The 23,979-nt window shown below is 72.5% G+C and carries 19 protein-coding genes; 12 read left to right on the forward strand and 7 right to left on the reverse strand.

All coding sequences use genetic code 11. The features are described from left to right. The first annotated feature begins 167 nt into the window (after positions 1–167). The 12 genes from ABGB11_RS24635 (at position 168) to ABGB11_RS24690 (ending at position 17,728) form a co-directional block, all read left to right on the forward strand. A complete protein-coding gene (locus tag ABGB11_RS24635; RefSeq protein ID WP_347636346.1) occupies positions 168–569 on the forward strand; it encodes a YbaB/EbfC family nucleoid-associated protein in 402 nt (133 codons plus the stop codon). After that, a complete protein-coding gene (locus ABGB11_RS24640) occupies positions 566–868 on the forward strand; it encodes a WXG100 family type VII secretion target (RefSeq protein WP_347636347.1) in 303 nt (100 codons plus the stop codon). The genes ABGB11_RS24635 and ABGB11_RS24640 overlap by 4 nt, the downstream gene beginning before the upstream one ends. Before the next feature lie 8 nt (positions 869–876). Then, entirely contained in the window at positions 877–9,768 is an 8,892-nt protein-coding gene (locus tag ABGB11_RS24645) for an ADP-ribosyltransferase (RefSeq protein WP_347636349.1), read from the forward strand. Between the two features lie 34 nt (positions 9,769–9,802). Beyond that, positions 9,803–10,657, forward strand: a complete 855-nt coding sequence (locus tag ABGB11_RS24650) for a hypothetical protein (protein WP_347636350.1) — start codon at positions 9,803–9,805, stop codon at positions 10,655–10,657. Positions 10,658–10,666: 9 nt separating this feature from the next. Further along, the gene (locus tag ABGB11_RS24655; protein WP_347636351.1) at positions 10,667–11,083 is read left to right on the forward strand and encodes a hypothetical protein; all 417 of its coding nucleotides are present in this window, start codon (positions 10,667–10,669) and stop codon (positions 11,081–11,083) included. Next, the gene (locus ABGB11_RS24660) at positions 11,083–12,030 is read left to right on the forward strand and encodes a hypothetical protein (protein ID WP_347636353.1); all 948 of its coding nucleotides are present in this window, start codon (positions 11,083–11,085) and stop codon (positions 12,028–12,030) included. Before ABGB11_RS24655 ends, ABGB11_RS24660 begins: the two co-directional genes overlap by 1 nt. Further along, positions 12,027–13,475, forward strand: coding sequence for a hypothetical protein (locus ABGB11_RS24665; RefSeq protein WP_347636354.1), 1,449 nt, complete (start codon positions 12,027–12,029; stop codon positions 13,473–13,475). Before ABGB11_RS24660 ends, ABGB11_RS24665 begins: the two co-directional genes overlap by 4 nt. Positions 13,476–13,501: 26 nt before the next feature. Then, the gene (locus ABGB11_RS24670; protein ID WP_347636356.1) at positions 13,502–14,020 is read left to right on the forward strand and encodes a hypothetical protein; all 519 of its coding nucleotides are present in this window, start codon (positions 13,502–13,504) and stop codon (positions 14,018–14,020) included. 40 nt (positions 14,021–14,060) lie between these two features. Continuing rightward, entirely contained in the window at positions 14,061–14,867 is an 807-nt protein-coding gene (locus ABGB11_RS24675) for a hypothetical protein (RefSeq protein WP_347636357.1), read from the forward strand. A 14-nt stretch (positions 14,868–14,881) separates the two neighbouring features. Then, a complete protein-coding gene (locus ABGB11_RS24680; protein WP_347636358.1) occupies positions 14,882–16,105 on the forward strand; it encodes a hypothetical protein in 1,224 nt (407 codons plus the stop codon). A gap of 129 nt (positions 16,106–16,234) precedes the next feature. After that, positions 16,235–16,726, forward strand: a complete 492-nt coding sequence (locus ABGB11_RS24685) for a hypothetical protein (RefSeq protein WP_347636360.1) — start codon at positions 16,235–16,237, stop codon at positions 16,724–16,726. Positions 16,727–16,915: 189 nt separating this feature from the next. Continuing rightward, positions 16,916–17,728 (forward strand): hypothetical protein, encoded by an 813-nt coding sequence (locus ABGB11_RS24690; RefSeq protein ID WP_347636361.1) that lies wholly within the window; start codon positions 16,916–16,918, stop codon positions 17,726–17,728. Here the strand turns inward: ABGB11_RS24690 and ABGB11_RS24695 are convergent. The 7 genes from ABGB11_RS24695 to eccB form a co-directional block, all read right to left on the reverse strand. After that, the gene (locus ABGB11_RS24695) at positions 17,725–18,444 is read right to left on the reverse strand and encodes a sulfotransferase (protein ID WP_347636363.1); all 720 of its coding nucleotides are present in this window, start codon (positions 18,442–18,444) and stop codon (positions 17,725–17,727) included. The two genes, ABGB11_RS24690 and ABGB11_RS24695, sit on opposite strands and share 4 nt — an antisense overlap. 4 nt (positions 18,445–18,448) lie before the next feature. Then, on the reverse strand, positions 18,449–19,765 hold the full coding sequence (gene mycP, locus ABGB11_RS24700; protein ID WP_347636364.1) for a type VII secretion-associated serine protease mycosin: 1,317 nt from the start codon (positions 19,763–19,765) through the stop codon (positions 18,449–18,451). A gap of 79 nt (positions 19,766–19,844) precedes the next feature. Further along, positions 19,845–20,957 (reverse strand): hypothetical protein, encoded by a 1,113-nt coding sequence (locus ABGB11_RS24705; RefSeq protein WP_347636366.1) that lies wholly within the window; start codon positions 20,955–20,957, stop codon positions 19,845–19,847. Between the two features lie 24 nt (positions 20,958–20,981). Beyond that, complete coding sequence (locus tag ABGB11_RS24710; RefSeq protein WP_347636367.1) at positions 20,982–21,581, reverse strand: hypothetical protein; 600 nt, start codon at positions 21,579–21,581, stop codon at positions 20,982–20,984. Between the two features lie 101 nt (positions 21,582–21,682). Continuing rightward, a complete protein-coding gene (locus ABGB11_RS24715) occupies positions 21,683–21,979 on the reverse strand; it encodes a WXG100 family type VII secretion target (protein WP_347636368.1) in 297 nt (98 codons plus the stop codon). A 46-nt stretch (positions 21,980–22,025) separates the two neighbouring features. Further along, the gene (locus tag ABGB11_RS24720; protein WP_347636369.1) at positions 22,026–22,313 is read right to left on the reverse strand and encodes a WXG100 family type VII secretion target; all 288 of its coding nucleotides are present in this window, start codon (positions 22,311–22,313) and stop codon (positions 22,026–22,028) included. 215 nt (positions 22,314–22,528) lie between these two features. Then, positions 22,529–23,974, reverse strand: coding sequence for a type VII secretion protein EccB (gene eccB, locus ABGB11_RS24725; protein ID WP_347636371.1), 1,446 nt, complete (start codon positions 23,972–23,974; stop codon positions 22,529–22,531). Positions 23,975–23,979 lie beyond the last annotated feature (5 nt).

A 23,979-nucleotide genomic window follows, 5' to 3' on the forward strand; every position in this document is an offset into this window, starting at 1 on the left:
GGTGCGGGCATCGCACCACGTCGCTGACGTGGGCCGCCCTCACCGACAGTCCGGACCAGGTTGCGAAAAAGGCAACGAAACCTCTATAAATGATCAATCCCTGTGTGTGTCTGTGATCGTGCGCGGTCGCGGGCTCTTTCAAGCTCCCGACGAACAGAGGGGTCCCTGTGCGCGCTGAATGGCAGGCGCATATCGACGAGCTCCTGCAGACCTACCAGGAGAAGCGCCGGCAGATCCAGGAGATGCAGTCCAGGCTGGAGGCCATCGAGGCCGAGGCGGAGGCCGCCGACGGCATGGTCCGGGTGAAGGTCGACCGGCAGGGCCGGCTGACGTCGCTGGAGCTCGACCCTCGCGTCCAGCGCAAGCTCGGCTCCGAGCAGCTCGCCGAGGCGATCATGGAGGCGACCCGGGACGCGCAGGCGCAGGTCACCGACCAGATGCGCACCGCCATGCAGGGCCTCGCCCCCGAGGGGGCGGCGGAGAGCGGCTTCGACATCGCCAAGCTGCTGCCCGAGCGTCCGGACGACATCGACGCCATCCGGGAGCGCCTCGGGATCCTGCCGCGATGACCTACGAATACCTAGAGGTCGACACAGAAGAGCTCAAGCGGGCCGGCAAGGGGTTCCACGACGGCGCCACCCAGCTCAAGGCCATCTACGACCGGCTCAACTCGGCGCTGTCCGCCGAGGGCCAGTGCTGGGGCTCGGACGAGACCGGCAAGACGTTCGCCGAGGGCTACGCGGAACCGGCCGAGAACGTCCTGGAGTCGTTCCCCAAGCTCAAGGACGGCCTGGAAGGCATCAAGAAGGGCGTCGACGAGATGGCCAAGACCTACAAGCAGGCCGAGGACGCCTCCAGGCTGAAGTGAGCTGATCCGTGGGTCTTGAAATCCCAGAACCGGTCCAATGGCTGTCCTGGATCATCGGGTCCGACTGGCCCGAGGGCGACGAGACGGCGATGCGCCGCTGCGCCGAGGCGTGGACCGACGCCGGCACCGAGATCAACGAGCTGATCGAGAGCCTCAACCAGACGGCGTCCGACGTGCGCACCGCGCTCGACAGCGGCGCCGCCGACGCGTTCGGCCAGAAGTGGGATCAGTGGGTCTCCACCGACCCGCAGATCCTGACGAAGCTCGCCGAGTCGTGCGGGCAGCTCGCCGAGATGCTGGACGGCGGCGCGCTGGACATCGAGTACGCGAAGTACATGTTCATCGCCCTGCTGATCGTCACGGCGATCGAGATCGCGTACCTGATCGCGGCGGCGTTCGCGACGTTCGGCGCGTCCACCGCCGCCATCCCCGCCGTGGAGGCCGGGGCCCAGGTCGCGTCCAGAACGATCTTCCAGCGGCTGCTGGAGTGGCTCAGCCAGCGGCTCCTCGGCGCCATCCTGCGCGGCGCGGCGTTCGGCGCCCTGGAGGGCGGCGGGCTCGACCTGCTCGTCCAGGGCGTCCAGATCGCGCAGGGCAACCGCGACGGCCTCGACCTGAAGAAGACCGGCTCGGCCATCCTGGACGGCGCGATCGGCGGCGCCATCTCCGGCGGCATCGGCCACGGCTTCGGCAAGATCCCCGGCCTGAACGGCCCGGCCGACGGCGCGCTCAGCGGGATGGTCCGCGGCATGGTCCGCGACGGCGCGGCCGAGGCCGTCAGCGGCGTGGCCGGCACCGTCGCCACCGCCGCCGTCCACGGCGACCCGCTGACCTGGGACGCCATCGCCAAGGGCGCCACGTCGGGCGCGTTCGGCGGCGCCGTCGGCGGCGGCAAGGACGGGCTCAACGACTACCGCTCCTCCCTCCCGAGCGGTGACCCGCCGACTCCCAGCACCACCGACCCGACGCCCTCGCCGAGCCCGAGCAACTCCCCCTCCCCGTCGCCGTCTCCCACGCCGTCCGGCGGGAACGACGGCGGCGGAGGCGGCGGCGGGTCGAACTCCGGCGGCGGTGGCGGCTCGAACTCCGGCGGCGGTGGAGACGGCGGCGGAGGCGGCGGAGGCAACCGCATCGCCACGCTGCTCGGCGACACGGGCGGTGGCGGTGGCGGCTCGTCGCTGGCGTCCACCGGAGGCGACGGCGGCGGAGCCCCGAGCAGTTCGGGCGGCGGCCTCGGCGGCAACCCGTCCGGCTTCGGCGCCTCGTCCCCGTCCGGCGGCGGCCCCACCGGAGGACCGTCAGGCGGCGCGGCCCCCGGCGGCGCGGCCCCCATGGGCGGTGCCGCCCCGATGGGAGGCGGAGCCCCCGCAGGCGGCGGGGCGCCTTCCGGCGGAGGCTCGTCCTCGGGCGGCGGCTCCGGAACGCGCGGCGGCTCGCCCACACCCGGCGACGGCGGCTCCCAGCAGGGCGGAGGCTCGTCCCCGTCCTCCCACAGCACGCCCCCGCACTCGGGCTCGTCCAACGGCGCCCCCCACACGGGAACCTCGGACGGCACGTCGACACCTGGAGGCAGCACCCCCAGCCCAGGCGACGGCACCTCCACGCCCAGCGGCAGTACGTCCACGCCCGGCGATGGGGCGTCGGCGCCTCCCCCCGGCTCGTCGACGCCGGGAAGCGAAACGCCGGGAAGCCAGACCCCGAGCTCCGCGCCACCGCCTTCCAGTACGGCGCCCGAGGGCGGCACGGCCACGCCCACCGGGGCCGCGACACCCCCGCCCAGCGGCGGAAACACGGCCACCCCGAGCAGCGGTTCCTCCACCCCTGGCGGCGACCCGGCGTCCGGCAACGCCCCCTCCCGCCCGACACCCGGTGACGAGGGGACGAGCACCGCCGGGGACCCGAACCCGCGCAGCACCGACGGGTCCACCGAGGCCCAGGACGCCATGCCGCGTCCCGAGAGCGACTCGGGCGGCTCGACGGGCTTCGTCGCGGGCATTCCGATGATGCCGATGGGCACGATGGGCGGCCCGGCCGGGACGGCGTCGGCGGGCGGCGTCCACCCGCCGTCCGGTGGCGGCACGTCCCCTGGCGGCTCCAGCAGGACGCCCACGCCCTCGTCGTCCCCGTCCCGCCCGGCCGAGACTCCGGCCTCCGGGAGCGGGCCCCGGCCGGAGACGTCCCAACCGCGGCAGGAGTCCCGGCCGTACGAGCCCGCGGACCCCGGCGCGCGGCCGAAGCCGCCGCCGATCGAGAATGTGGACGACCAGGGCGTCGTCCGCAACGAGCAGCCTCCGGCCCAGGACGGCCCGTCCTCGCAGGACCAGGACGGGCCGCACAGGAAGGAGGCCGCCGACGGCAGTACCCCGGACGACGGCAGCACGCCCGGAGACGGCACGGCCGACGACGGTTCGGCGGACAAGTCCCAGGACCTCGCGGACGCCGAGCAGCAGACGCGGGACGCCCTCGCCCCGTTCGGCGACGACGCGCCCACCGTGGACTTCAGCTCGAACCCGATCGACCCGGCCACGGTGCGGGAGATCAACAACGCCGTCCAGCGGCTCGGCGCGGACTACCCCGGCACGATGCGGGGGCTCTCCCACATCGGTTCGCAGGACTTCAACCAGTCACTCGGGCCGAACAACGGCGACGTCCTCGCCTACGCGACCCCCGAGGACAGCAGCCCGGGCATCTACATCAGCGAGGACGCCTTCTCCGACAACGCCGCGCGGGCCGAGGACGGCGCGGACGAGGAGGCGTCCGGGTTCACCGTGCCCGGCGGCGGCTCCGCCGAGGGCGTCTTCACCCACGAGTTCGGGCACCACCTGGCCCAGCAGCTCCTGGACAACCCGCAGATGCTCGCGGACCTGAACCGGGCCGTCTCCAACGCCATCGGCGTCCCGTACGACGCGACCCAGCCGCACGACGCGGCAACGCAGCAGCGCGTCGAGAACGCCCTCTCCACCTACGGATCCGGCGACTCGCACGAGATGATGGCGGAGGCGTTCACCGAGTACCGCCTCGCCGAGAACCCTCGCGGTCTGGCCCAGGCCATCGGCCAGGTGATGGACCGCCACCTCGGCGCGAACGCCAACGCCACGCCGTCCCCGAACAACACGCCCGGCGGCGACGGCAACACCACCCCGTCCCAGACCCCGGACGGTGGGAACACCCCCGAGGGCACCACCCAGCCCACTCCAGGCGACGGCCAGCCGCGCTCCGACAACGGCCAACTCCGCCCCGGCGAAGACCAGCCCCGCACAGACAACGCCCAGCCGCGGCCGGAGGACGGCCAGCCCCGCACCGAGGACGGTCAGCCCCGTACTGAGGACGGCCAGCCGCGCCCTGGCGACGACCAGCCGCGCACAGACAATGGCCAGCCACGCACGGAGGACGGTCGTCCACGCACCGACGAGACCCAGCCGCGTGACGGCGAAGGGCAGCCTCGGGCGCGGGAGGGCGATGACGGACGGTCCTCCGACGGGCAGCCGACGCGCGGTGATGAGCCGCCACCGGGCCTGCCGCCGCACCTGCACGACGCCTGGCGGGACAGTACGGACACGCCGGCCGGGCGGGCCCTCTACGGGCCGGATGAGCCGCACATGCGGAACACGGCGGGAATGGTGCAGCCCGATCCCGCGGGCAGGTTCGTCCTAGACGCGCACGGCAACAGCGACGGTCCGATCGTCGGTGACCGGCCGATGAGCGCGACGGACCTCGCGGCGCTGATCCGCAGCGACCCGAACTGGAACGGGCGCGACCTGCTCCTGCTGTCCAACAACACCGGGGACGGCCGGTTCGCGGGCGACCTCGCGCAGAACCTCGGTGTCCGCGTCACGGCACCGGCGGGCGCGATCGACGTCGATGCGCGCGGCAACCCCGAGTCGTCCGGCTGGACGGTCCACAACCCGGACGGGACCACCGCGGACCCCGACCCGGTGCGCCGCTTCACCAGTGACGACGAAGGGCAGTGGTACGGCGACAACCGGCTCGGTGAGACCTACCGCAACCTGCCGCCGCACCTGCGGAACGCGCTGTACCAGTACACGGTCCAGTCGATGCCGAACGCGTACCTACGGCCCGGCGCCGACCTGCAAGGCGCCCTGAACCACTTCCAGAACGACTTCAACACGGCCTGGGCGCTGGCCCGGATGAACGACGGGACCAACCTTCCGACGCTGGACGACCTCCAGCGCTGGTCGTCCCACCCGAACCTCAGCCCGGAACAGCGCGACCTGATCAACCACGTCCTGAACGACAGCGATCCGGCCGCCCGCCTCGACCAGCTCAGGAAGAACGCAGGCTACTGGTCGTTCCTGCACGAGTACTTCGGCGGGACACCCACGGTCGACGCGTTCAACGCCCGCATCAACGAACTCGACCAGGCGTTGAACCAGCCCCTGCCGGAGCCGGTGCAGACCGAGCGCGGCCTGCACGACGTGAGCTTCATGCGTCTCGATGACGGGACGCCGCTCGGCCCGCGCGACGCTGAACTGCTTCGCGGCTCCATCCAGACCGAGCCGGCGTACATGTCGACGTCACTCGGGCAGAACCCGGCCGTCGTCGACGGCCGGCCGTTCAGCTACCGGATCCACTTGGATCTGCCGGAGGGCTCTCACGGCGTCTGGATGGGCGGCGACAGCGCCTACCCGGATCAGCGCGAGCTGATCCTGCCGCGCGGCACCAGGTACCAGATCACGGACGTGGACACCAACGCCCGGGACGCCGACGGCAACCCGATCGTCGAGATCCGCGCCACGGTGATCCCGCCGGACGCCCCGGACCCCGGCCCCCGCGGAGGCGAGCCCGCAGCGCGTGGCGGCGAATCCCCGACGCGTGATGGCGAGGGAACTGCGGCGCGCGGGGGCGATGAACCGGCTGCGCGTGGGGATGATGGTTCGGCGGGGCGGCGGGACGATGAGGCCGCGCCGCATGACGGGGAGGACGCGGGTGAGACGCCGCCTGCGGGGCTGGCCGATCATCTGCACGATGTCTATCGGGGTAGCCAGGAGACCCCGGCCGGGCGTGCGTTCTACGGGCCCGATGAGGGGCCCATGCGGGATCTCGCCGGGCGGGTGCCGGCCGATCCGGAGCGGTTCGTCGTCGATGGGCACGGTGACGCGGACGGGATGCGGGTCGGGGGGCGGCGGCTCAGCGTCGATGACGTCGCCGAGCTGATCCGCAACGACCCGAACTGGAACGGCCGCGAGGTCATGCTGCTGTCGTGCGAGACGGGCGACGGGCAGTTCGCCACACAGCTCGCGCAGCGGCTCGGGGTTCCGGTCACGGCGCCGAACGGGCTCGCGTGGTCGGACGCGGACGGCAACGTGTACGCGTCGTCCGGCCGTCCCGGCGAGGACGGGCGGACGCGTCCCGAGCTGCCGCCGAACGGCGGGTGGCAGACCCACCGTCCGAACGGCGACGTCGCCCCGTCCGGGCGCGACGGCCACACCCCCGGGCATCCGGTGTCGGACGCGCCGCGTGCGGGTGACGGCGACGCGACCCGCGGCTCCCCCACGCAGCATCCGTGGAATCCGCCACGCGTCGATCCGGCGGACACCCGGGACCATGCGCTGCGGCCGGGCGAGCACGCGTCGACGGTCGACTACCCGCCGCGCGAGGGCAGGCACCGCATCCTGGCGCTGGACGACGACGGCAATCCCGTGCTGGACGAGCAGGGGCGGCAGATCGTCCGCTCCATCGTCTACACGAACGCGGACGGCCAGGTCACCCACGTCACGAACCCGCAGGCGGAGGGCGAGCCCGCCGCGCTGCGCAACCCGAACGAGAACATCGACCTGACGCAGCCGGAGCCGGGCGTCGTCCACCAGATCGACTTCGGCCGCGGCGACCCGCACGTGTTCGTCGGCGGGGACGACGGCAGCTCGCCGGCGGGGGCACCGTTCGACCCGCCGACCCACACGGCCGACGGCGAGCCGCTGCAGCACGTGACGCAGGACGGCTACGACCCGTCGCACGGGCCTTACAGCGCGAACCAGCCGCTGCAGCCCGACTCGCGGATCGCGGTCTACGACAACCATTCGCCGCCCCGCCTGCACGGCATCTTCTGGACGGACGCCGACGGCAACATCACGCACGTCCGGACGTGGTTCGGCGACGAGGACGGCGCCTCCCGCTACAACAGCGAGCTCGGCGTCCTCAAACACAAGAACGACGGGGTCCCGCTGCCCAACGTCAGCTATATGGTCGAGCCCCGCGACCGGTTCGCCGGCCTGGACCCGGCGGACTTCGACCCGGTCGACGCGGTCCGCCGCGGCGACCTCGGCGCCCAGCGGGTGCCCGACGACGGGGACGGCCTCCCCGACCCGACCGCGCCGCAGCGCACTCCGGGCCCGGATCACGAGGTTCCGCCCGGGACGTTCCTCTTCCACACCGACGCCAACGGCCAGACGGACCTGGCCACCGGGCGTCCCGACTACGATGCGGGCGGCGGGGCCCGGTACGGGGCGCAGGGGCAGGTCGGGAAGCTGGGGCCGAAGGAGTACCCCGGGACCCCGTTCAACGGCGGGCACATCTTCGGCCACCAGGGGCAGGGCCCGCGCGAGCGCATCAACTACTTCCCGCAGTGGGAGGTCGAGAACCAGGGCCAGAACCAGCACCAGGTCACGCGTCCGGAGAGCTGGTACGGGCTTGAGGAGCATCTGGCGCTGCTCGACCAGGACCCGTCGAACAGCATCCGGGTGGACCGGTTCGAGTTCTTCGCGGAACCGAACCGGAACACCGACGGCGATCTCGCGTACACCCCGCAGGTGATCCACGCGCGGTGGGCGCAGACCGACTTCGGCACCGATCCGCCGACCACGACCGTCCACTACCGGACGTTCTACAACCTGCCGCCGCACCAGCTCGGCACCCCGGCGGCGACGCCTCCGAACCCCGGCCGGACCCCGGTGCGCCCGTTCGGCTGGAGGGACCCGGCGGCGAGGTCGCAGGACGGCGGCCCGGCCCCGGCGGCCCGTTCGGCCGGACCGGAGGACGGTCCCGCGCCACGGGACGACGGCGCCGCGCCATACGAGGTGCGGCGGGACCTGCCGAACGTGGCGGAGGACCAGAACCGGGCCCTCACCCCGGAGGAACGCGCGCTCGACGAGTCGATCAAGCAGCGGGTGGTCGGCCGGTTCCAGCAGGGCCTGGACGAGGCGCTCGCCGGCGGGGAGCCGCGCGCCCGCACCGCCGGGCCGGACCAGGCGGAGGGCGCTCCCGAGCCGGACCCGGCCGAGGGCGCTTCCGAGCCGGCTCCGCGTCCGGAGGTCGCGGCGAAGTACGGCTGGTACTCCGAGCCCTCGCCCGGCGACGCGCGCCCGCCCGAGAGCGGCGCGCACGACCCGCGGGAGCCGCACGCGGCCGACCCCGTGGACGACGACGGGAGCGACGGCGACGCCGCCGACCCGGTGCCCGCCGACCTGCCTGCGCACCTGCACGACATCTACCGAGACAGCGAGAGCACCCCGGCCGGACGGTCGTTCTTCGGGCCGGACGAGCACGCCATGCGCGACCTCGCACGGCGCGTCACGCCCGATCCGGACACCTACACGGTGGACGGCCACGGCGACCGGGACGGGCTCCTGGTGAACGGGCGGCGGCTGAGCGTGGACGACATGGCCGCGCTCATCCGCAACGACCCGAACTGGAACGGCCGCCAGGTGACGCTGCTGTCCTGCAACACGGGCGACGGCGACTTCGCCGCCCGGCTCGCGCGGCAGCTCGGCGTCCCGGTGGTGGCCCCGCGCGGCCTCGCCTGGTCGGACGCCGACGGCGGCGTGTTCGCCTCGTCCGCGCGGCCCGGACCGGACGGGGGACGGCGCCCCACCTGGCCACCGGACGGCGGCTGGGACGTGCACCGTCCCGACGGCACCGTCCTCGCCGGCGACGACGGCCACGCACCCGGACGGGCCGGCCAGCGCGAGCCGGGCACCGAGCCGCCGGACGCCGAGGCCCGCGGGCTGCGGGACTGGCTGCGGCCGGAGGGACGCGTGGACCGCGACGGCGTCCACGTGTTCGACACCGACCGGCAGGGCGAGCGGTACGGCGAGAACCGGCTCGGGCACGCGTTCCGCAACCTGCCGGAGAACCTGCGGCGGGCGGCGTGGTGGTACACGCGGCAGTCGATGCCGAACCGGTTCCTGCGTCCGGGCGGCCCGGACGTCGGCGCCCATCTCAACCGGCTCGCGTGGTCGGAGTGGTCCGCCCACCAGCTGCACCACCTGAACGGCGGGCGGATGCCGGCGCGCATCGAGGAGATCGTCCGGCTGCGGAGCCGGACGGACCTCGACCCGCACCAGCGGCAGCTCGTCGACCGGCTGCTCGCACCGCCGCTGACGTCGGTGACGGCGCGCCTCGAACAGCTCCGGGCCGACCACCAGGAACGGCGGTGGCTGCGCCAGTACCTCGGCGAGGAGCCGACGGAGCAGGCGTTCTGGAAGCGCATCGCCGAGATCGACCAGGCGATGAACCAGCCGCTGCCCGAGCCCGTCCAGGCGGTGCGCGGGCTGTCCGGCCTGAACTTCATGCTCGCGCAGGACGGGCAGCCGCTCGGCGACCGCGACCCCCTCGACCACCTGATCGGCACCGTGCAGACCGAGGGCGCGCCGATGTCGACGTCGCTCGGACGCAGCCCGGCCGAGGTCGACGGGCAGTCGTTCGGCAACCGCGTCCACCTGGTGCTGCCGCCGGGGAGCCGCGGCCTGTGGATGGGGTCGAGCAGCGCCTTCTCCGACCAGCGCGAGCTGATACTGCCGCGGGGGACCCGCTACCAGATCACCAACGTCGTCCGCACCGGCTACGAGACGATCACGCTCAGCGACGGAACGACGCGGCGGCAGCCGACCTACGATATGGAAGCGGTGGTCATCCCCCCGGGACCGCCCAGGTCAGCGCCATGACGGGACGGACGCCGACGCGAAAGGGACGCGCGAGATGAGTGACCTGCCTCCCCCGTGGGACCCGGGCGCTCCTCCGAGCACGCCGGGGGCGCCTCCGGCCTTCCCGGACACCGCCGAGCTGCCGCCGTCGACACCGTCGTACGCGCACTGGACGCGGGAACCGCTGATCTACTTCTGGGTGGCGCTGCGCGGCCGGCGGATCGGCTGCCTGTGGGGGTCGACCCGGCATCAGGCGGCCGGCTTCCTCCTCGTCCCCGACGTCTCCGAGGCGGAGATGTACGCCGCCGACTTCTGGGAGGACCGGCTCGCCGAGGCGTACGCGCAGGACATGCAGGCCGCCGACGCCGTCCGGCGGCTGAAGGGCGCCGCCGAGGACCCGGTGGGCGGCGCCATCACGGCCGGCGAGGAGGAGCGGCAGGCCCCGAGCCTCCAGGCCCTCCACGAGGTGGTCGCGCCCGGGTACCCGGCGCCGGAGGGGCCGTCCGTCCAGGACGGCCTGTTCGAGGACGGGACGCCCGCCGACCGGTCGCAGGGGTTCGGGCCGCTGTTCAGCATCGCGCCGCCGACCTACCCGGAGGAGGCCACCGGGCCCGTCCGCTCCCTGCCCGTCACCCTCGCCGGGACGGTCGTCGGCTACGTGTGGGCGTCGGCGGACGGCCGGGCCGCGGGCTACGTGAGCAGGGAACCGGCCGGAACGGCGGGCGAGGTCGCGGCCGGGCTGTGGAGGATGCGGCTGAGCGACTCCCACCAGGAGGGCGTCTCGTCGCTGGAGGCGCTGCGCCGGTGCGCGCTCGCGCCCGCGGACAGGCTGTCCGGGGTCATCGGCCAGGACGCGCCCGAGCAGGAGCTGCCGGGCCTCGACGCGCTGCGCGAGCTCGCGCGTCAGTGAGGGAGCGAAGTGGCTGAGAAGTATCCGCAGTACTACGTGTACGAGGGAAAGCCGGTCGCGTTCGCCGAGGCGCCCGACGGCGGGCTGCGCGTCCCGGCGCTGTCGCCGCGGACCGGCGAGTTCGAGCTCGACCGGTCGTACGTGGACAAGATCTGGTTCGGCACCACCGCCGACATCGAGACGGTCGACCGGGCGGAGTTCGTCCAGCGGGTCGAGGAGTACCGCGCCCGGAGGCTGCGCGGCGAGGGCCCGGTCCACGCGCTGTACGAGACGATCAACGGCCTGGTGGACGCGTCCCGCGCGGAGGCGCGTGACCTCACGCCGGACGAGAAGGCGCTCGTCCACACGCTGCGCCTCCGCGCCCACGAGCTGTTCGAGGCGGAACTCCGCGCCCAGGGACGCCAGGGAACGCCCGGGGAATCGTAATGGCCGCTGAAGCGCTTCCCGAGCTTCCGCAGGACGAGCGGGAACTCACCGGACGGCTCTATCCGAAAAGCGCCTGGATGTTCGTCTGGGCCAGGCGGATCATGCGTGACCTCGTCGGCGGGCGGGTGTCGCGTTTCCTGGTCGGGCGGCTCGAACCCGGAAGCTGGTCGGTATTGCGCGGGGACGCGGAATGGGTGGCCGCCCGAGGAGCGGACGGAACGGCGTCCCATACGGCGTCGTTCGCGTCGGCTCAAGACGCGGTCGCGTACGCGGCGGCGGGCCTGGCCGTGGACGAGAACCTCACCCTTCACGAGGACCTCCTGCGGGAGCAGGGCATTGTCGGCGACATCTGGGACGACACCGGCAAGCGCCTCGAATGGCGGCTCACAGACGACGGCCGGCGGCTCGTAGAGGAGTCGCTCGACAAGGGGCGCGCCCGCTACGGGGATTCGGGAATCGTCCTCGACCAGGTACTTGGGCACCGCAGGGGCTACCAGGTGATTCCGCCGGTGCCTCGTCCGGACGGCGGGTTGTTCATCGGCCTCCACGAGTTCTTCATGGCGCACGTCCGTTCACGCCTTCCGGGCGACTTCGGGGCGAGCACCGGCGATGAGCTTCCGGAGAACACGCTCCTCGACAGCTACGCGCCGGCCGACGAGCTTTACCTGTTCACTCTGGAGACGCCCTTCGAACGCCGGGGGCTTTCCGGGACGGGCCGCAACAACGAGCGCAGATTCTACGTCGTCAAGCGCCCCATCACCGTGTATCCCGGTTTCCCCGTCAAGGAGACCACCATTCCCCCGCAAGGGCTCCAGCGCGTCCGGGAACCGTCGTCGAAGGGCCAGGGCTATCTCCTGCCGCGCCCGCTCGCCGACTTGGTGGCCGCCGGGGACATCGCCCAGGTCACCAAGGACGAAGCCCTGCGCATCTACCGGGGGCGCAGATGACTCAGGACGACGAACGCCTCAACGAGATCGCCTCACGCCTCGCCCGCCTCGCGCCCGAGGGCATGAAGGCGATGAAGTTCGCCTACCGCGCCGTGGGCTCGTCGTTCGAGCAGGCCTTCATCCCCGACGGGATGACCGCCGCCGAGGCCCGGCTCCCGCAGTCGGGCATCTATCCCCTGCTGCGCGACCTTCGCGCCCGCATGTACGAGGACGGCGAAGGCACGTGGCTGGAAATGGCCCTCACGGTCCGCTCGCGTCCGGACGCGGCGTCGCTCCCGGACGACGGCGCGCCCGCGTGGGAGGTCCGCTACAAGAGCGTTGACGAGATCACGTTCGCGGACGAGATCACCCCGCTCGCCGCCTCCGAAGAGCTGCGGAGGTTTCCCCAGGAGGCACGGCGCGTTCCCCGCTGGATGGCGGCTCTCGCCTCCGTCCAGGACGCGGTGGACCGGTTCGACCCCCTCGATTTCTCTCCCCAGGACGACCTGGAAGCCGAATTGCCCGACGGACTCGACGGCCTTTTCGCGGCGGCGCGAGAGCGGCTGCTGGCCATCGTGCCCGGCGAGGACGCGGACCGGTTCCTGGTGGGGCGCCTGGCCGACGCATGCTGGTCGGTCGTCCACGCGCCCCCGGCCTGGCCGGCCGTGCGGATGGAAAACGGCGAAAGCGTCGAGAAGCACGCCTTCGCCGATCCCGTCGCCGCCGTCGCGTTCGCGGCGGGCGCGGTGCTCGCCGAAGCCGGCGCGGAAGTGAACTCCTCGGTTCTCAGGGGCGCCGGAGCCCTTTCCAGGGTCACCGACAGGAAGAAGGGCGTCGACGCCTGGACCCTTCCCGCGCACGACAAGAACGGGAGCCGCCAGGTGCGGCGTTCGATGGCCGCGGAACGGCCGGGAGGTGCCGCGACCCGAGGCCGCCGCTACTTCGCGCTGTCGCCCTTCGACAACAGGCCCGGCGGATACTTCGTGGTCCATCCCGGCCCGGTGCCCGACCAGGGCGACTTCGTCAGCACCCATCGGATCTTCGAATGGCATGTCCGGACCGGTCTTCCCGAACCCAGGACGCCTGTGCCGGGCCCCGCCCAGGACGTGGTGCTGGACGCCGGCATGGAATTGAACACCGCCGAACCGGTCAGCTCGGGCCTTCTGTTCACCCTCGACACGCCATTCGAAAGACGCCGCCTGCCGGGCGCCCCGGAGCATTACTTCTATCGCGTCTACCGGGTGCAGCGGCCCATCACCGCCACCCCCGTCGACCTCGGCGCGAAGACCGTCCACCGGCCTGGGGAAAGAGGCCCGAAACGGCTCCCTGACGCGCAGGGGCAGGCCTTCTCCCTTCCCGGCCCGATCATCGACCATCTGGAGTCCGGTGATCTGGTCGAGATCAGCGGTCCCGGCGGCGACCCCGTTCCGCCCAGGGACTACTGGGATACGGAGGAAGAGCCGTGAACCCCGCGCCAGCAGGAGCAATAGACTTGCGCGACGAGGAGAGGAGCACCGACGCGATGAACCAGCCCCCCGCCGAGGCCCCGGTTCCGCAGCAGGGGCCGCGGCCGTACGACCGGCAGCGGTACGAGGAGCTGACGCAGCAGCTCGGCCGTGCCCTGCTGCAGGTCGCGCCCGCGGGCTGGCGGCGGATCGACCTGACGATCCTCCTGCTGGCCGGGGTCGGCGACCTCCGGCTGACCGTGCTCATGCCGGACGGGAGCTCCCCCGCCGTCGACCCGCCCCGCGAGTGCACGGCCATCGCCGCCGAACTGCGGTCGATGATGTACCGGCCGGACGAGGGCACCTGGTTCGGGCTGCGGTTCATGATGGACCCGCCGAGCGCGTACTGGATCAGCTTCAACGGTGACTTCGACCCGGGGTGGGACCCGCCCGTCCCGCCCGAGACCTGGGCCGAGGACCTCGCGGTGTTCCCGCGCGCGGACGAGCACATCCCCGGCTGGCTGCGCGAGCGGCTCGGCCAGACCGCGGGCGCCGACGGCCGATGACGCCCGGCCCGCCCCCCGGACGCACGGAAAGAGGTACGTCGTGAGCGAGAACGGGTCGCTGAACCCCGTCGAGCAGAACGACCTGCTCCAGCAGATCACCCTGGCACTGACGCACAGCCTGCCCCCTGGGTGGGGCGAATGCACGGTGGTGCACCGCTCGCTCGGCTCGCACAGTGAGACCCTGGGGCAGGTCAGCATGGTCACCGGCCCCGGGCTGCCCGCCCCGTTCGACGTGCCCGCCGCGCTCGGCGAGCTGTTCGAGCGGCTGCGCGCCGGGATGCACACCCCCGGCCTCGGAACCTGGTTCAGCGCCACCTTCACGCTGACGTTCCCGTTCTCCTACGACGTCCGCTACGACCGCGAGGGCGAGCCGCGCTGGCAGAGCCCGCCACCGCCGGACGCGGCCGCGGAGGAGCTCCGCAGGTTCCCGCGCGACGCCGAGCACGCCCCCGCCTGGCTCGCCGCCGGCTCCGCGCCGGAGCTGCGCATCGCCCGGCCCTTCGACGGCACCGCGCCCGACGGGCGTCCCGAGGTCCGGCGGCCGGACGTCCCCGGCGGCGAGCGGGAGGCGATGGTGCGCTACCTGGAGCGGGCCCCGATCGTGCTGGCCGCCCGCAGCCTCGACAGCGACGTCCTCGACCCGGCGCAGGCGCGGAACGTCCCGCTGACCTACCACACCGACGGCACCTGGATCTGGCCCGGCGCCGTCGGCTACTACCTGCGCGCCCACGGCGTCCCGCCGGAGCCCGAGCTCGCCGAGCACATCCGGCGGGGCGGCTTCGAGGTGCCCGACGTCGCCGACGACGTCCGCTCCGCCGCGGTCGCGACCATCACCGGCTCGTCCTGATCGCTGGAGTCGACATGAGCAACGTTCCACCGCCGAGCGGCCCGCAGGGGCCGGGCGTGCCGGGCGTCCCCCCGGCCCCCGGGTTCGCGGCGTCGAGCCCGCAGTCGTACGCGCACACGACCCGCACGCCCGTCGTGCACCTCCCGGTGATGCTGAACGGGCTGCACATCGGCTACCTCTGGGCCGGAATGGACGACAAGTCCGCCGGCTTCATCCGCCGCAACGAGGCGTTGGAGCAGGCGTTCGAGGCGCCGGTCGTGTGGTCCCGGCGGCTCCGCGAGGCCCACGCCGAGGGGCTGCCCTCCCGCGAGGCGGTCCGGCAGTGGGCCGGCCGCCCCGAGGACCCCCGCGGCGGCGGCGTGCCCGCCGGCGCGCCCGAGGAGATCGCGGACGGAACCCGGGCCCTGTCCGAGCTGGCCAACCCCGGCGCCGAGCGCCACTCCTGGGACTCCTTCCGGCACGGCGAGTTCCCCGACGGCACGCCGATGGACCGGTCGGAGGGCTGGGGCCCGCTCCACTTCGAACTGCCGCCCGGCTACGACCTCACCACCGACGGCCCCGTCCGGTACCTGCCGGTCGTCGAGGGCGACCTCGTCCTCGGCTACCTCTGGACGGGCGGCACCGCGGCCCTGTTCCTCCCCCGCGCCGACGCGGCCGCCCCCGGTAGCGGCGCCATGGGCGCCTGGGTGCAGCGCCTCCGCGACTGGTACGCGCAGAACGTCCCGGCCGCGGACGTCCTCGACCGCGCACGCGCCATGCCCGCCGACCCGGTCGCCGGTGCCGTGCCCGCGGACGCGACCGTGCAGGAGGCCCCGACCCTCCAGGCCCTCCGCGGCCGCGCGGCCGTCCACGAGCAGTCGCTGCGCCTGGCCGGCAACCCGGTTCCGGGCGACCCGGAGGTCCTCAAGCGGCCCGCGCTGGACGCCGCCGAACGCGAGGCGGTGCTGCGCTACCTCCGCGAGGCCCCGGTCGTCTACGACAGCGGCCTGCACTTCGCGGACGGCTTCGACCCGGCACGGCCCTCCAGCGTCCCCGACAGCTACCAGACCGACGGCACCTGGGTCTGGTTCGGCGGCGTCCCCCACCATCTGGAGCACCACGACGTCGCCCCGGAGCCCGACCTCCTCAAGCACATCCGGGCCGGCAACGCCCAACTCCCGCTCCTGGACACCGCCGCGCGTGAACGTGCCAAACGCACCCTCCGCCTCCACCGAATCCTCGTCCCACCGCCCGCATAAAGGGCGGAATTACAGATTTGGTCCACTATCCGCTAACGTATAGCCGTTGATCACGCATACCTCTCGTATTGTCCCCGCCCATACCGAGGAATGTGATGACCGAAACCGGCGAAACGTGCGGTCTGTGAGATGCTGTTCGGCACCGGCGAGTTCCTCTATTACCAGGGCGTGTGCCGAGCCTGGAACGGCGAGCTCCTGGCCGAGATCCGGCAGCCCCGCGGCTCGTGGCGCACCCTCTTCCTGGGCGCCGGCGACCGCGTCCGGCTCGCGCGCCCGGACGGCGCACCGATCCTGACCACGGTCTTGCCCCGTGGGACGCCGGTCCGGGACGTCCCGGTCGAGGACGCGTCCAGAACCCTCGTCGGCACCATCCGGAGACGCGGCCGCGACTTCATCGTCGAGAACTCCTTATCGGTGCCGATCGGCGACATCCGTTTCGACCGGAACACCCACGTCATGACCGACCTGCACCGCCACTCGATCGCCTTGGGCGCCCAACGCCCCGACAGTGCCTGGCGAGTAGACCTGCGCCCGGGAATCTCCAATACCGACGCGCGCCTGTTCCTGGCATTCGTCATGGTGATGGACGAGACCTCTCGCACCCCCGCAAACGCCACCTAGCCTCGCGGGTGACCATGGCCTCAGCTTCGCTCCTCGCCGAACTGCAGATCTCGACCCCGCGGAAGGTCGTCGACGATCGCCGGGACCCGGGCGAGTGAGTGCTAGCCTCGCGGAAAATGTCCGCTTGTGAGATGAGAGGCTGGCGTCTTGTCCGATGGCTCACGGTCCGCAGGTGATCGTCCGGAGCTCGTGGCGGCGGATCAGGCGCTGGACGGTTCCGACCTGCCGGCCGCCGAGGCGGCGGAACCCGCCGTCGAGGCGGAGGAGCCGGCCGCGAACGCCCCGCACCGCCGGTGGTGGTCCACCGCCTCGGGGCGGTGGGGGCTGGTCGCCGGTGCGGTGGTGCTGGTCGCCGCGGGGGCCGTCTGGGCTTTGCGCGGGGCGTCCGGGGAGTCGGAGGCGGGGCGGTTCACGTCGATGCCGGAGGCGTGCTCGCTGGTGCCCGGGGAGGCTCTCGAACGGTACGTGCCGAACTCCGAGCCGCCCGTCCCGAGCGAGGCCCGGAACTCCGCCAACGACCGGTACGAGGCGTGCGAGTGGGCTGAGCCGATGGGGTCGGCGACAGGCGCCAAGACGCTGGCGTCGCATCGGCTAAACGTGGCCGTACGGCTGCATCTGGACGGGGTGGACCCGGCCAAGTCCGAGTACGACGCGGCGTGGGGCGGGGCCCGGGCCATGGCCGGGACGACCGACGGTGCGGCCGGGGCGCTGCACGCCGAGGCCCCCGTCACCCTCGGCGTCGGCGACCAGGCGTTCGCCCAGCACCTGACGCTCACCGGGTCCCTCGGACGGTCGGGCACCGTCGCGGCGACCGTCCGCCTGCGCAACGCGGTCATCAGCGTGCGGTACCGCGGGACGACGTCGCCGGCCGGTGTGGACGGCGCCCCCAAGGCCGGCAAGACTGCGCCGCTGGACGAGGCGCAGGCGCGCGCCGGCGCGGAGACGGTCGCGCGCGGCATCGCGGGCACGCTCGCGACGTGCAAGGACTGCGTGAGCCGCTAGCCGGGCGGGTAGCCCCACGCGACGCAGACGTCCTTCAGCTCGGGCGGCGGGGCCTTCGGGACGAGCAGGTCCGGCTGGATGCGGCCCGAGTGGATCTTCCCCATCCAGTCGCCGAGGCCGGGGACGAACGAGTCCGTGCCCGCCTTCCCGTAGTCGAGCATGTCCTCCTGATACTCGACGCCGAGGAAGTCGCAGAGCCCCCGGACGGTGCCCGCGGGGTCGCCGATCAGGTCCTCGTACCGCACGGTGGGGCCCGGCAGCTCGTTCCGGGCGTCCTCGACCGCCTCGCAGTACCGGACGATGTCGGCGATGCGGTCGGCCTCGGAGTAGTACGGCCGCGCCGTGTGCCAGGAACGCAGGGTCGCCGACGGGTGGCGGAGCAGGAAGATGAACCGGGCGTCCGGCCAGCAGGCCACGATCTCGTCCCGGATGAACACGTCGTTGGGCGACTTGTTGACCAGGTGGCGCTTTCCGCTGCGGGCGAGCTCCTCGGCGAGGATCGCGTCCCAGAGGAGGAAGCGCAGCTCGCGCTCCGTGTGGCCCAGCCGCTCCATCGAGGCGGCGACCTGACGGGACTCGAACCCCACCGTGATGTCGCCCAGGTGGGTCTCGTGCGGGGCGTGCAGCTCCGGGTGCCCGCCCAGGATGGCGCGCAGCAGCGTCGAGCCCGTCCGCACCGACGAGAGGATGAACGTCGGTGCGGTCAGCCTGCGCATCGCCTCAGCGGCCGGGGGGCGGGTTCTGCGGACCGCCCGCCGGCGGACCCGCCGGAGGCCGCGGCTGCTGCGGGCCCGGCAAGTACGGCGACGGCTGGGCTCCGTTCGGCGGTGCCCCGAACGGCTGCGGCGGCGCCATCGGCCCCGTCCCCATCGGACCGGACGCGGCGGCGGGCTTCCTGCGGCCCCGCAGGAACAGGAACGCGCCGCCGCCGAGGACGAGCAGCACCACCACGACGCCGCCCACGATCAGGATCGGGAAGCCGCCGGAGTCCTCCTCGGCCGCGGCCGGCTTCGTGGCACCGGGCTTCTTCGCGCCCCCGACCTTGTCGAGCCGCTCGTAGACCGGGTTCGGCGCGTTCGCCGGGACGTTCTGCTTGAGGGCGCGCGGGATGCTGATGACGCCGTACCCGACGAGGTCGTCCCTGCCGGGCGGGCCGAAATCCTTCGCGGTCGCGGTGAGGCGCTGGACGACCTGCCGCGCCGGCATCTGCGGGTACTTGCTGCGCACCAGCGCGGCGGCGCCCGAGGTCAGCGCGGACGCCTGGCTCGTCCCCTCACCGGCGTTGTAGGCGTGCCCGTCCTTGTTGATCCAGCCGACGTTCGCGCCGGGCGCTCCCACGGTGACGTAGGACTGCCGCTGCGTCGACTTCCACGGCTTGCCGTTCTGGCCCAGCGCCCCCACGGCGAGGACGCCGGGACACGACGCCGGGTAGGCGGCCTTGTTGTTGACGTCCCCGGTGTTGCCGGCACCGGCGACGACCACGACGTCCTTGCCCGCCGCATACTGGATCGATTCGAGCAACTTGGGCGGGCACTGGTTCGGGTAGATGTCGGCGGACGGGCTGGCCTGGGAGATGTTGATGACCTTGGCGCCGTGGTCGACGGCGTAGCGGACGGCGTTGCTCGTCGTCGTCGGGTTCAGCGACGGGGCGGCGATCGGCAGGATCTTGGCCTCCGGGGCGATGCCCACGAACCCGGTCTTGGTGCCCTGCGAGGCGATGAGGCTGGCCATGCCGGTGCCATGGCCGTGCTTGAAGGCGTCGTAGTCCTGCCGGCCGTCGCCGCCCTTGCCCGTCAGGTCGGCGCCGGGGAGCAGGGCCGGGCCCAGGTCGGGCAGCTTCCCGTTCACACCCGTGTCGATGACGGCGACCGTCACGCCCTTGCCCTTGGTGACGGGCCAGACCTCCTTCTGGATGCTCCAGGAGTCGAACCACCACTGGTCGGACCTGGGGTCCGGGGCGGCCTGTGCGGGGACGGCCGGCGCAGCCGCCAGCCCGATCGCCGCCGTCGCCGCCGCCGTCCGAAGTAGCCACCGCATCTGTCGCACACTCCCTCGTCCGTCGCACGTCCGGGCGGCGGAGGCCGGAGCCTCCGCCGCCCTACGCCGCTTCACGGGTTCAGCCGATCACCGGGGGAGCGGTGTCGTCGTCGGCTCCCCACACGTCCTCGTCCTCGGTCAACCAGGTGTTGCGCTCGCGCTCCTCGTCCTTGCCGCCCTGTCCGGCGCCGGGAGCCATCGGCATGCCGCCCATACCGCGCATGCCCGCCCCGGCGCCGCGTCCGGCCGCGCCCATGCCGGCGCCGCCGAAACCGCCGCCGGGGCCGCCCGCCGCGCCGCCGCCCGAGCCCGCGCCGCCGAAGCCGCCCGGGTCGGCGCCGAAGCCGCCGCCACCGCCGCCGAGGCCGGGGCCGCCGCCGGGAGGGCCGCCGCCGGGAGGGCCGCCGCCAGGGAAGCTCGACAGGTCCGTGCCCGGACCGCCGAGGCCGCCGGCGCCGGGACCGCCGCCGGGCAGGTGCGGGCCGCCGTCACCGCCCGGGTTGAACGGGCTCGTCGCGCCGGGCGTGAACGGGCTGGGGCCGCCGCCCGGCTTGAACGCGCCCGCGGGGTCGGAGGTCGGCAACCCGGAACCGGCGCCGCCGAAACCGCCGGGACCGCCGCCGGGCAGGCCGCCGCCCGGCCCCCCGCCCGGACCGCCGCCCGGCTTGTCGTGCCCGTCACCGACCGACGTCGGCAGATCCTTGGTGATCTTGAGCGGGTGGCCGTCGAAGGCCTCCTTCATCCGCCGGCTGAACTTCTCGATCAGCTCGCGGGCGCGGTCGTCGTCGCCGCCGGTGTGGACGTATCCGTCCTCCATCGACTCGCCGGTCGTCTTGTACCAGTCGAGGATGCTGACCTTGTACCAGTTGTAGAGCTGGGCGTTGTTGTGGCTGTCGTCCGACAGCTTGCCGGAGGTCTCGTACACCTGCCCGAGCTGGTCGAGCGCCTCCTGCGCGACGTCGCCCTGCCAGTGCTTGACGATCCGCTTGGCGAAGTTGTTGCGGAGTTCGTCGGTCATCTCCGCGAGAACGTCCGAGGCGTCCTTGTAGGCGGTCGACGCGTCGCCGACGGCTTCGGGCCGGAGCTTCTTGAGCTGCTCCTTGATCTGGCCGAAGTCCTGGTCGCCGAACGTGTAGGTTCCGAACTCCATCCCGTCCCGGATGGGGTACGACTCGGGATTGCGCTTACCCATCTGTCCCTCCTTCCAGGGCGCTGATCACGAGAGGTTCGGGTTGCCGCCGCCGGTGGGATCGACCCCGTTCACCCGCGTGTCGGTGTTGCCGTGGGCGTTCTCGTACTGGTCCGCCGTCGCGTTGAGCTTGCCGATCACGCCGTTGTAGGCGGTCTCGATGGCGGTGATGTACTCCTGGAAGCCGTTCTTGCTGGCGGTGGTCAGCTCGACGAACTTGTCGGAGCCCTTGATGCCGCCGAAGTCGGCCGTGGTGATCGAGGTCGCGCCGACCTTGTTGAGCTTGCGCTTCCAGATGTCGAGCTTGTACTTCATGTCCTTGGCGAGCTTCCGGAGCTCCCCCGGATCGACCTCGTAGCCCTTCTCGGCCTTCAGGTTCCACTCGCTGCGGTCAGGCGTATGACCCCGCGGAAGGGCGTTCTTCGGGTCGTCCCACTTACCCGCGTCGGCACCCGCGCTGTACTCGTAGTACAGGTCGCGCTGGCGCCACTCGGGAAGGTCGTCCCACTCCTGCTGGGTCAGCCCGTGGACCTCCACCGTCCGGCCGGGACTGTACTGGCTGGCCCCGACGGTGTAGCTGTACTCGACCTTCGCGAGCTGCTCAGGAGTCAGGTGGTAATCGGTCATCGCTCGCCCTCCTGGCGAATCAGACTTCGTCCCCCGGCACGCCTACGCCGTGCAGGCCCGGAGGCGGCCCTGCACGACGTAGACCCAAGCCTCGGCCGTCGTCAGCCGTGCCAGATGTTCAGGTTCGCCCGCTCGGCACCGCTGTAGTTGCTGTGCGCGTCACCGATGACGACACCGAGCTGGTTCAGAACCTGGCCGATGTGCGCGGCGGCGGAGTCCCACTGGCGCTTGGCCTCCCAGTAGGCGGTCTGCGCGCCGCCCTCCCAGGAGCTCAGGTGCTGTTCGAGGGACTTCTCAAGGTCGTCGAGCTCGTCGACGAGGGCGCGGTAGGCCAGGGTGAAGTCGGCCTGGGCCTGCTGCATCGCGCCGAAATTGGCCTTTGTGTAGCTGTCACTCACGGTACGAGTCCTTTGCGCTCGGAAGGATGACGGAGGAGGGGATCGGTCAGGTGCCGCCGTTGAGCAGCTGGTTGATCTTGTTGACCGCGTCCTGCTGCTCCTGCTCCGTGCTCTCGTACGTGATCTTCGTGTGCACCAGCTTCTGGTGCATGCCCTCCAGAGCCGTCCGGACCTTGTTCATCTCGGTCTGGAACTCGGTGAAGACCCGGTCGAACGACACCGCGGCGTTACCGGACCAGCCGGACATCAGCTGCGACTTGTGCCCTTCGAGCTGGCTCTGCAGGCCCTTGACGATGCCCGCGGAGTCCTCGATCCGGGTCGCGGCCTGCTGCATCGCTGCTCTGTCGGCTGCGGACGTGTTACCCACAGTGTCACCTCCGTTTTTGAATTTCCTCACGCGCGTCAGGAGAGGTTAGGGAGCGGTGACCGGGGTCCGGCCTGCTTGGGGAGCACCCCTGACGACACGAAATGTCAGCGATCATAAGTGTTACGCGCCATCTGTGTCGACGCGCCTGATGATCTAGCGGTTCATGTGACCTACGTCATAGTTCAGGCTTTCGAGGTGGACATCGGCTTGCGTGCCTGCGTGGGATCGAGTGCCGGGCCCTGCGGGATGAGGTGGATGACGCTGGACGGGACGGGCGCCGCCTTCTTCGCGTCGTAGCCGAGCTTCTTGGCGACCTCCGCCGACGGCAGCGCGAACCGGATGCCCTGGTCGTTGACCAGCGAGAGCGACCCCGAGCCGCCGCCCTGCGCGCCGGCGCCGCCCGCGGGGACCAGGCTCATCAGCGCCGCGCCGCCGGGCGGCAGCACCATCTGGTCGATCGTGCCGGACGAGCCCGCGGTGCCCGAGCCGAGCACTCCCGCGGACGGCGCGGGGAGCGATCCGCCCATGGTCAGCTGGGCCGTCGCGGAGCCGACGGGGAACACCGAGCACAGCGGCGTGGCGGTGTCCCAGGAGACGAACTTCGGTAGCGTCGGCGGAAGGTTGTTGTCCAGCAGCCGCGTCTTCGAGGCGAGCTGCTGCGCCGACGGGACGTCCGTCGGCAGCGGCCGCGCCTGCTCGCCGGGGTAGGCCGCGGCGGTCTTGACGTCGCGCAGCAGCAGCTGCGCCTGCGTCTCGTTGATCTGCGAGAGCCCGTCGGGGAGCATCACGTACCAGAGCGCCTGCCCGCCGGCGCCGGTCTCGGCCTTGAACACCTGCCCGACGCGGGCCGTCCCGCCGCGCGGGCCCGGCACCGACTTGCCCCGGTCCGGGACGTTCGGCGATCCGAAGTTGCCCGCGGCCGGGATCGCGTTCAGCCACGTCGCCGGCACCTCGACGGCGCCCGGGCCGCCGGTCAGCGACGTCACCTGGTTCGCCGGGATCGTCATCTGCATCCGGTGGTCCTTCCAGACCACCCATGGGGCGCCGCCCGTCTGCACCACGACGGCCTCGGTGTCGTTCAGCCGGCGCCCGCCCACCTTGCGCCCGGCGGCGAGGGCGCTGATCTGCCGCGGCACGCCGGTCGGGCCGGACGCCTGCCGGGTGCACACCGACCACGGGCCGCGGATGAGCTGGTCCTTGCCGGGCAGCGAGTCGGGTGCGCCGGGGATGCCGATCATCGCGCCGCGCTCGAACCCGGACAGCGACTTGCGCGACACGGTGCGCCGCTCCGGCTCGCTGTCGGAGTCGAGCGCGAGCAGCGCGGACGCGTAGTTCGCGACCGGGAACATCTTCCTGGTGTTGGCGTCGTAGATGTACTTGGTCCCGGTCTCCTTCTCGATGATCAGCTTGCCGGGCTCGTCCAGCCCCTTGGCCCCGCCCGGGGACAGCAGCCCCCAGATGCCGAACACCGCGATGATCAGCAGCCCGACCATCACGCCGGCGAACGCGCCGACCGACAGCCGCCGCATCGGGGACTCGGCGACGTCCGGTTCGCCCTGCAGCAGGGCGAGCCCGACCCGCTGCGTCATCAGGCGGTGCGCCTGGTAGAGATCCCGCCGGCTCTGCATCAGCG

The sequence above is a fragment of the Actinomadura sp. B10D3 genome, assembly GCF_039871695.1.
GTDB lineage: Bacteria > Actinomycetota > Actinomycetes > Streptosporangiales > Streptosporangiaceae > Spirillospora > Spirillospora madurae.

What these genes read in the sequence shown, in the direction of transcription:
- ABGB11_RS24640 (WP_347636347.1), top strand. Translation starts at nt 566, where the DNA reads ATGACCTACGAATACCTAGAGGTCGACACAGAAGAGCTCAAGCGGGCC.
- ABGB11_RS24710 (WP_347636367.1), bottom strand. Translation starts at nt 21,581, where the DNA reads ATGACCGATTACCACCTGACTCCTGAGCAGCTCGCGAAGGTCGAGTAC.
- ABGB11_RS24705 (WP_347636366.1), bottom strand. Translation starts at nt 20,957, where the DNA reads ATGGGTAAGCGCAATCCCGAGTCGTACCCCATCCGGGACGGGATGGAG.
- eccB (WP_347636371.1), bottom strand. Translation starts at nt 23,974, where the DNA reads ATGCAGAGCCGGCGGGATCTCTACCAGGCGCACCGCCTGATGACGCAG.
- mycP (WP_347636364.1), bottom strand. Translation starts at nt 19,765, where the DNA reads ATGCGGTGGCTACTTCGGACGGCGGCGGCGACGGCGGCGATCGGGCTG.
- ABGB11_RS24695 (WP_347636363.1), bottom strand. Translation starts at nt 18,444, where the DNA reads ATGCGCAGGCTGACCGCACCGACGTTCATCCTCTCGTCGGTGCGGACG.
- ABGB11_RS24680 (WP_347636358.1), top strand. Translation starts at nt 14,882, where the DNA reads ATGAGCAACGTTCCACCGCCGAGCGGCCCGCAGGGGCCGGGCGTGCCG.
- ABGB11_RS24685 (WP_347636360.1), top strand. Translation starts at nt 16,235, where the DNA reads ATGCTGTTCGGCACCGGCGAGTTCCTCTATTACCAGGGCGTGTGCCGA.
- ABGB11_RS24650 (WP_347636350.1), top strand. Translation starts at nt 9,803, where the DNA reads ATGAGTGACCTGCCTCCCCCGTGGGACCCGGGCGCTCCTCCGAGCACG.
- ABGB11_RS24660 (WP_347636353.1), top strand. Translation starts at nt 11,083, where the DNA reads ATGGCCGCTGAAGCGCTTCCCGAGCTTCCGCAGGACGAGCGGGAACTC.
- ABGB11_RS24665 (WP_347636354.1), top strand. Translation starts at nt 12,027, where the DNA reads ATGACTCAGGACGACGAACGCCTCAACGAGATCGCCTCACGCCTCGCC.
- ABGB11_RS24720 (WP_347636369.1), bottom strand. Translation starts at nt 22,313, where the DNA reads ATGCAGCAGGCCGCGACCCGGATCGAGGACTCCGCGGGCATCGTCAAG.